This is a genomic window from Nostoc sp. UHCC 0251 (assembly GCF_034932245.1).
In the GTDB taxonomy this organism is placed as follows: domain Bacteria; phylum Cyanobacteriota; class Cyanobacteriia; order Cyanobacteriales; family Nostocaceae; genus Nostoc.
This window is the reverse complement of record NZ_JAYGHD010000434.1, coordinates 1-8,495: the sequence shown is the minus strand read 5'-3', so window position 1 is coordinate 8,495 and position 8,495 is coordinate 1. Positions and strand designations below refer to the sequence as shown.

The following is an 8,495-nucleotide window of genomic DNA, read 5'->3' as shown; positions in this document are numbered from 1 at the left end:
CTAGCTCACAATCTGCTTAATTTGTCAATGCCTTCTACTGGACTGGCTCTCTAGCTGGATGTCTCCATTAGCATCAACTAACCAGCTTTGGGCTTCCACAATGTCATTAGGAGATTTAGCCACAGATGTAGTAAGTTTTTTATCTGTAATTTCCACAGATAATTTATTTGTTACTCTCTCTGTTGATTGTGGCGGCACATCTACCCAACCTGTAATCACTGCTCGTCCCCGCAGAGGCTCGTTAGGACTAAGGGGTAATCCACCGCGTCCTGTGGCGATAAAGCTACTAGCGGTTTGTCCTCTTCTAGGTGTGCAGCCTTGAGCGATTTGTTGGGATGCATCCACGAGGTTGGAGGGTAGTTGAATTAAGCCACGACTAGGGTCTACATCGGGTGTGTTTAATTCTACAGTCCCAGCCACCCCACGTTCAGAACTAGCAGTGATATCACTCAGGGAAGTTGGGCGTGAGCGAGATTGAATCCCAAAGAGACCTTTAACTGTAATGTCAACATTACCTCCGCTACCAGTGAAGGCATTAGCACTGATATCGCTATTTTCACTCTTGACGGCAACGATGAAGCCTGCGTTGATATTGATATTGCCGCCATTGCCACCACTTCTATTGTCAGTGCCATCGGGGGTAATTTGAGCAGAAGCACAATTTGCCCAAAAAGCGATCGCAATTCCCATCCCCACACAAACAACAGTTGTTGAATTAAGGTTAGTTTGCATAGTGATTATGGTGATGGGTATTTTAAGCTGTGTCATCACTTTGGCGTTAGCGTACCACTCCGTGGAAGCAAGCTACGCATAGCGTCTCGTAGAGAAGGCATCGCTTCAATCCTTTGCCCTGATTTTATGCTGTTAAGAGTAGTGAAAAGAAATAATTTTTCTTAAGGAATACTTAGATCAAGTCAATCTTCAACTATCCCTTGTGGGATGGGCGTCCCGCGACTGGTGTCAACTTAACGTGAAAGTTACTAAGCGAGAATGCTTTGAGACATTACCTCAACAAGAAGTCTTTGAATCTTAATATAGCGGTTCTCGTTTACGTGAGGTAAACCCGTAGGGGCACGGCATGTTCCATTGGTGTCAACTTCAGCTAGAAATCCCTTCCGTGTTGCCCTCCTCACCCGCCAGAGAATAAATTCTCTGGCTAATAGCTTAAGTCTACTGAAGTAGACTCAAAAGTTTGGGGGCTATTCAGTCATCTAAAGATGACTTTTGCTATGAGCAAGGAACTTCAGTTCCTTGCGGGACATTGGTTCTACATTAAGTTGACACCTATGAGCTTTTTCTATACCCCTACTATTTCACAAAATTAAAATCGGCTATATTGCCCCTACGAAGCATTTTGCAACTCGGCTGTGCGGACTGAAAGCTGCTGTGTCTGATTACCTCGTTGCACTTTCACCTGTAATACTTGACCAAGACGACTGTCTTCCACAAGATTCTGCAATTGTTCAGCACTGGTAATTGGTTTACCATCAATTTGAAGAATTACATCTCCGCGCCGGATACCCGCAGATGCGGCTGGAGAATTGGGAACAACTCGCATTACAAAAACACCATTAATTTCTGGTATCTGAATAGGAGAATTGGGATCGTTGTTATTTTGCTTGGCAAGTTCGGGTGTCAAAGTTAGCATTTGCACACCTAGATAGGGGTGAGCAACTTTGCCATCACGTTGCAGTTGCGCTGCGATCGCTTTTGCTTTATCAATAGGAATCGCAAACCCAATACCCATCGCGTCAGGACGAATGGCTGTGTTAATGCCAATCACTTCACCTTGGCCATTCAATAGTGGTCCGCCAGAGTTACCAGGGTTAATGGCGGCGTCTGTCTGAATGAAATCCAAGCGTTTGTCGTTAATGCCGACTTGGGCACTGGAACGTTTGAGGGTACTGACAATTCCTAAGGTAACGGTGTTATCAAATCCTAAAGGATTACCAACTGCGATCGCCCAGTCTCCTACTTGGACATTACTAGAAGAACCCAAGGGCGCTACTGGCAAATCGTTACCAGCATTAATCTTGACTACTGCCAAATCTGTTACTTCATCAATACCTTGAACTTTCCCTTCAAAGGTGCGACCATCTTTGAGCCGGACTGTTACTTTATCAGCCTTATCGACCACATGAGCATTAGTCAGAACTAAGCCACTCTTGTCAAGAATGAAACCTGAGCCGACACCGCGCAACTGCTGCTCAGGAGGCATTTGTTGAGAGAAACCGTCACCAAAAAACCGACGAAAAAAGGGGTCTTCCAAAAATGGATCAACGCGACGAGTAATTGTGCGCTCAGTATCAATGCGAACAACTGCTGAACCAACACGATTCACTGCTGCTGTGACAAAGCTACTGCTACCTATAACAGCAGTGGCTGGTTGTCGTTGGGCCATCAGTTGTGAAGTATCTCCAGTAGTTACTAGGGGTGCTGGTTCGGCTTGGGAGGGCAACACTTGCAATGTGCTAACAGTTAGCAAAACTCCGAGCGCGATCGCTAAAACATGAGTACTGAGTTGTCGTATAGACCGGGATGATTTGGGAAATCGCATAATCACAACCTAATTTATAAGCTTAATTGTTGCTTAGTCGTGACAAATCTATTTACGGTTATTTTTACAAAATTGACGTTGGCTTTTTACTTGGGGTTTCGCTTGCTCTTCCCAATACTGGGGTTAGAGCATTTTGCGAACTACCTGTAATCAACTTAATAGAAGATTTAACCCAAAAGCTATTATGGACATTTTCCCTTTACAAGTTCGGTTTTTACCCATGAATAAAACTTTTGGATTGCTAATAAAATTATACTTTTTCAGGTAGTGACACCTATAAAAAGAAGATAGAGGATACCCGCTCACTTTTAGTTCAGAACCTTGTCAGATGTGACTCTGGATGATGAACTAACTTTTGAATAAAATTTCATTCCGACTGGCTGCGCCTAGCTGGGGTAAAGAGTTGATGCCTGAGTGGGGAGTGAGAGTAACAGGAGCAGCCAAAGGTAGTTGTAATTGTTTTACAACATTTTGCAGTAGTTGATCTTGTCCAGTCCTCAAACCCCAAACATTTGTACCACGGTTGATAATAGCAAACCAAACCAAACCGCGATCGCGTGTGGGCATTACTCCCGCTAAAGCGCTGACATCCCGGAGAGTGCCAGTTTTGATTACAGTTGCGGCCGGAATGTGTCTGGAGTGGAGTGTCCCCCGATGATCAAATCCAGACGTGGGGAACAAGTCAGCTAGATTCAGTTGATGGGCAGCCGCTTCACCTTGAATAGCCATCAACATGGCACAAGCGGCCCTGGGGGAAATGCGATTTTCCTGGCCCAATCCAGAACCATTGATTAACTGAATTTCTACTTGTGGCACTCTAGCAAGGTTAGCAGCAGTTGACTGCACTACAGTGGCTCCCCCCACCGAATCTGCCAGCATCTCTGCCATATCGTTGTTACTGTAAACATTCATTTCCTTGATTAGTTGCTTCAAAGGCAATGAGCGATGACGCAGTAACAAAGTCTGTCGAGGATTTGGTTGCGCCTCAACTTTCACTCCACCCGCAATCAAGACTTCAGGCTTGGGCGTTCCCTTGGGCATGATTGAGTGTGTATAAACAGCAGGGCGACCCCAAGTCGCACGATTTAGTGTCTGCTTGAGCATTAGACCGGCTAGCATCGGCTGACGTTGGAAATTCATGGCAAAACTGCCAGTAATAATCAAATTTCCCTTTACCTGCTTAATGCCCATTTTATTGAGAGTATTACCAAGAGCGATCGCTTCTTCCCAAACAAACAAAGGATCGCCACCACCAGTAATCACCAAATCGCCCTGCACAACTCCATTTACCACTGGGCCAGTAGCACTGACTAAGGTATCAAATTGGTAGTTTGGCCCCCAAGTCTTCAAAGCAACTAGTGAAGTGGCAATTTTGGTTAAAGAGGCAGCCGGCAGAGGAGTTGTACCTTGGTGATTTGCCATTAGCATCGGCCCCGACTGCATCCAAATCCCCTGACTCTCAGCCAGATTTTGGGCTATTAGTTTCGATGTTACTAACTGTTTCAGATATTGCTGCACCGTAGTCGCCCCAGCTGGATTGGGATCAGGGGCAAGAACCAAGCCAGGACTACTTTGCCAAGTCAAAGCATCTAAGGCATCTAGAGGTTTGATTTGTACCCCGGCCATCTCTAGCCAGAGCGACACTAAACCTGAACCCAATAATTCCAGCATTTTTTATTCCTCTGTTAGGATTTGAGTTTACTGTGCTAATATACAAGCTTTTTTACAAGAATCAGTATTGAGTCATAATAACTGCTGTTTTTCTCATCTGTTAAGTAGGGTGAATCATATTGTTTTCACGTCTCCTTTGGAAATACCAAAATGCCTATTGCTTATGAGGACTGCCGCATGGAAATAAAAAATCTCTAGCTAAGGCAATGAAATCAATTAATTTTGAGAAAATTTTATAGTCCAATACGCTTGGGTTAGCGCCAAAAACCTTAAACTGTGTAGGTTGGGGAGCCACTGCGTTGGGCGGGTTTCCCGACTTGTTCGCCTTTGGCGTTCCCGCAGGGTAACCCAACATTTCCGGGGCTTTGTTGGGTTGCGCTTTGCTTAACCCAACCTACAATTTTTCGCCAAGCCAAGCGTATTGCTTTATAGTCAGGTATGAAGCGATCGCATCTCATCAAAATAATTTGTAATTCGTAATTCGTAATTCGTAATTGAATTAATTAAGGATTCATACCCCGAGTAATTATAGAGCAGCAATTTTAGAATTTAGTACGGGACTCAAACCCAAAAATTACGTTAGCACAGCGCGTTTGCTCTTAGTGTCTCCAAGAGAAGAAGCCCGCGAACGTAATTACGAATTAGTTAATACCTACTTCCTTTCTGGATGCGCTGCATCCTCTGGTGAAGGTGTACCCATCTGGTTGATTGTGGCAATCATCTGATACAAGCGCCCCAAGTCACGTTGATTGAAGTACAAAATGAGCCGGGGTAGTCCAACAGTTTCATCTTGTGCTTCTTGAGGTAATGCCTGACTTTTTTCAATCCGCCCTTGAATAATAATGTCGCTGAAATTAGCATTGAGTTGCTCTACCTGAGCATCTGATATATCTGTCTTCAGACGGATGACTAACTGATTGCTTACGTACCGACACGAGTGATAAACCTGGTAAAAGCGGGTGATAGCGTCACAAGCTACATCTAGGTTATCTGTCACCGTGTAAAGGCTGGGGTCATCAGGACTTACAAGACCATTTTGTACGAGTTGCTTATCAATATATTCGCTCCAAGACCGCCAGTAATCGCCACCAGGGTGATCAATTAAAACTAAAGGTACTGGGCCAAATTTACCAGTCTGGCTTAACGTCATACATTCAAAAGCTTCATCTTGAGTACCGAAACCTCCAGGAAACAAGGCTACAGCATCACTTTCTTTGAGAAGAAACAGCTTGCGGGTAAAGAAATATTTGAAGTGAATGAGCTTGGGATCACCTTCTATAAAAGGGTTTGCTTCCTGCTCAAAGGGTAACTGAATGTTTAATCCAAAAGAATTCTCTCGCCCAGCCCCTTCGTGACCCGCCTGCATGATTCCACCCCCACCGCCGGTCATCACCATAAATCCTAATTTAGAAACAACGCGAGCAAACTCAAGCGCCATTTGGTAATCTGGCGTATCTGGCGCTAGACGAGCAGAACCGAAGATGGTGACTTTACGAACATGTCGGTAATCATAAAAAAGCTCGAAACCGCGCTCCATATCTGCTAATGCAGCCGACAAGATTTTCCAATCGAGACGCTCAATTTCGTTATCAGCTAGGCGAACAATAGTAGCAAGTGCTTGCTGAATAAATTGCCGATTTTTTAATGTCGGTAAACGAGCGATCAATTCAGCGATATCCGCCTGTAAAGACTCTAATGTGTCAAACGACGCAGATGAGGTCATGAGAACTGCTGCAACAATGGCATTATATTTTACGTGAACGACTTACACTCTAGCAAGCGGGATATCGGCTTGTGATGTACAGTTGGCATACTCAGAAAGACAAGAGACGCGATGAATCGCCGTCTCTACAATAATCAGTCTTTTGTCTTGACGGCGATTTATCGCATATTTGTGAGCTAAAATTTTCATCAAAAACCCTTAACCGAACCCTAGTGGCTTGGGTTTTACCTTTCCCCTTGTCCTTCTTGCCTCCTTAGGGACTTCCAAATAAAAAAACATCCCAAATTTTCTTGTGGGATGGGTGTCCCCACCCGTCCCAGATTTAGGGCGGGCAAGATGCCCACCCCACGAAATGGATAATTTATTTCTTGGAAGTCCCTTATCTCAATTCAGCCCCAATTCTTCCTTCAACGCCTCTGGCACATTAACTGCTGTCTCTAACCCCCGCACTCCTTGCCACTGCTGTTTTTTACCCCAGGTCATTTTCTCCATATTGGCGTCGCTGAGGTCAGCACCGCCGAGAATAGCGTAGCTAAGATTACTGTGGCTAAGATCCGCGCCATTGAGGATAGCACCACTGAGATTACTGCCACTGAGGTTAGCACTGTTAAGGTTGGCATAGCTGAGGTCTGTACCAAAAAGGATAGCGTCGGTGAGGTCGGCACCACTGAGGTCGGCGTCACTAAGAATCACCCCACTTAGATCGGCTTCGTTGAGAATTACCCGACTCAGGTCTACACCGCTGAGGTCTGCACCTAAGAACATTGCACCGTTGAGTCTGGCGTCGTTCAGCTTGGCACCGTTAAGTTTTGCATAGCTGAGGTCAGCAGCAATGAGAATGGCATTACTAAGGTTAGTACTGAAAAGAATTGTGTCACTAAGGTTACTACCATTGAGGCTAGCGTGACTCAAGTCAGCACCACTGAGGTCGGCACGACAGAGGTCGGCATGGTTAAAGTTAGCGCTGCGGAGGTTGGCTTCACTTAGATTTGCACCGAAAAGAATGGCGTTACTTAAGTCAGCACCGCTGAGGTTGGTGCTGCTGAGGTCGGCGCGGTTGAGGTCGGCGCGGCTAAAGTTAGCACTGCTAAGGTTGGTGTTGCTAAGGTCAGCACGGTTAAGGTCAGCACGGCTAAGGTTGGCACAGCTTAGATTAGCACCGCTGAGGTTAGTGCTGCTGAGGTCGGCACCGCTGAGGTTGGCACCGCTGAGGTTGGCACCGCTGAGGTTGGCATCGCCAAGGTTGGCACCGCTAAGGTTGGCACCGCTGAAATTAACACCAGTTAAGTTGGCATCACCGAGATAAGCAAGGCTTAGGTCAGCACCCCTAAAGTCTGCCCCGGTAAGATTGGCATCACCCAGGTAAGCACTCCTAAAGTTACCGCCTTTGAGGAATTGCCCGACTATACTACTAAAATTACCAATTTCTAGGGCATCACTATAATTGATGACCCGCAGCAGTTGGGATGTGAAAAAATTGTCTGTATCTGGTTGAGCAGATGGATAGAAGGTGATTTTTTGTTTGAGTTGATCTCGCTCTTGAGCGTAGCGGTGTAACTCTAACAGTAAAATCAATACGTTCAGCCCTGTATATATATCTACCTGTCTCAGCCCGATCGCAATATTTTGCGCCGCCAACTTTAACCTTGTTTTCTGAGGTAGGTTATCATCTGGTGTCTCGTCAATAAATTCTCCCTGACACCAACGACGATAAAAATCTTCTAGCCGCCAGAAAAGCAGTTCTGGGCGAATTTTTTGACCAGTCACAACCAATTCCATTAGTTGGTTAACTATTTCTGGTTTTAGCGCCCGATTGCCCAGTAAATCATAAATATCTTCATGCATCTGGCGATCGCACACTCCAAAAGAGAACCCAGAAGGTAGTGCGCCAGATGTCTGATCAACTATCTCAGAAGTCAAACTGCTCTTTGGTATTGTCCATTTTTCTAAGCTTTTTTGCAGCCTTTGAAACCATAAATCTTCTTGTAAATTATCTTGAGCAAAATTAACGCTTTTATATGGTTCTTTAATACTTTTTCCTAGAGGTAAAACTGCTTCGGTTTTCACAGATGTGGTCTTTGGCATCTCTTCTAACCTTATATCCCTCACATAATTTCTCAGCACTTGCCAGACTTGAGATAAATATGTTGACATTTCTGTGTCCGTTGTTACATTTAAATTACTGTTTTGATAATTCTGAATCTTGACAATTTTTCTATGCTAGTTTGCTTCTCATTGCCGAAAATTAATAGTATCAATAAATACTACACGAAAAATATCATACGTTGGCGATATCTCCGGTGGGCTACATCGACGGTGTTCTTAGAGGGCGGCTTCTCGCTAACCCGTACTAAGCTCAAGCTTCTTCTGCTGATGCAAATAAACTGTGATCAGAAAAATTCTTTCAAAAATCAAGTAATTTTCCGGCTTTGGCTAATTTGTTATACTTTTTTCCCAAGATATTTATTAGTCTGATGTAAAAATAATAATTACAAAGAAAAGGGTGTGGGGTGTGGGGTTTAGGGTGTGGGGTATAGAAATAAA

General features: G+C 44.7%; 7 protein-coding genes. All 7 read right to left on the bottom strand.

The annotated features are described in order from the left end of the window. Positions 1-24: 24 nt before the first annotated feature. Positions 25-732, bottom strand: coding sequence for an S-layer family protein (locus VB740_RS34605; RefSeq protein ID WP_323204333.1), 708 nt, complete (start codon positions 730-732; stop codon positions 25-27). 610 nt (positions 733-1,342) lie between these two features. Beyond that, a complete protein-coding gene (locus tag VB740_RS34600) occupies positions 1,343-2,557 on the bottom strand; it encodes an HhoA/HhoB/HtrA family serine endopeptidase (protein WP_323204332.1) in 1,215 nt (404 codons plus the stop codon). 348 nt (positions 2,558-2,905) lie between these two features. After that, complete coding sequence (locus VB740_RS34595; RefSeq protein ID WP_323204331.1) at positions 2,906-4,228, bottom strand: D-alanyl-D-alanine carboxypeptidase; 1,323 nt, start codon at positions 4,226-4,228, stop codon at positions 2,906-2,908. Positions 4,229-4,497: 269 nt separating this feature from the next. Further along, positions 4,498-4,686: a hypothetical protein gene (locus tag VB740_RS34590; RefSeq protein WP_323204330.1), complete on the bottom strand. Its 189-nt coding sequence runs from the start codon at positions 4,684-4,686 to the stop codon at positions 4,498-4,500. Between the two features lie 194 nt (positions 4,687-4,880). Then, positions 4,881-5,951, bottom strand: a complete 1,071-nt coding sequence (locus VB740_RS34585) for an LOG family protein (RefSeq protein WP_323204329.1) — start codon at positions 5,949-5,951, stop codon at positions 4,881-4,883. Between the two features lie 42 nt (positions 5,952-5,993). Next, positions 5,994-6,140, bottom strand: coding sequence for a hypothetical protein (locus VB740_RS34580; RefSeq protein WP_323204328.1), 147 nt, complete (start codon positions 6,138-6,140; stop codon positions 5,994-5,996). 195 nt (positions 6,141-6,335) lie between these two features. Then, positions 6,336-8,105, bottom strand: coding sequence for a pentapeptide repeat-containing protein (locus VB740_RS34575; RefSeq protein WP_323204327.1), 1,770 nt, complete (start codon positions 8,103-8,105; stop codon positions 6,336-6,338). Positions 8,106-8,495: the final 390 nt, after the last annotated feature.

Bases quoted from the DNA above. Each gene is read 5' to 3' on its own strand.
- VB740_RS34605 (WP_323204333.1), bottom strand. From the start codon at position 732: ATGCAAACTAACCTTAATTCAACAACTGTTGTTTGTGTGGGGATGGGA.
- VB740_RS34600 (WP_323204332.1), bottom strand. From the start codon at position 2,557: ATGCGATTTCCCAAATCATCCCGGTCTATACGACAACTCAGTACTCAT.
- VB740_RS34595 (WP_323204331.1), bottom strand. From the start codon at position 4,228: ATGCTGGAATTATTGGGTTCAGGTTTAGTGTCGCTCTGGCTAGAGATG.
- VB740_RS34590 (WP_323204330.1), bottom strand. From the start codon at position 4,686: ATGAGATGCGATCGCTTCATACCTGACTATAAAGCAATACGCTTGGCT.
- VB740_RS34585 (WP_323204329.1), bottom strand. From the start codon at position 5,951: ATGACCTCATCTGCGTCGTTTGACACATTAGAGTCTTTACAGGCGGAT.
- VB740_RS34580 (WP_323204328.1), bottom strand. From the start codon at position 6,140: ATGAAAATTTTAGCTCACAAATATGCGATAAATCGCCGTCAAGACAAA.
- VB740_RS34575 (WP_323204327.1), bottom strand. From the start codon at position 8,105: ATGTCAACATATTTATCTCAAGTCTGGCAAGTGCTGAGAAATTATGTG.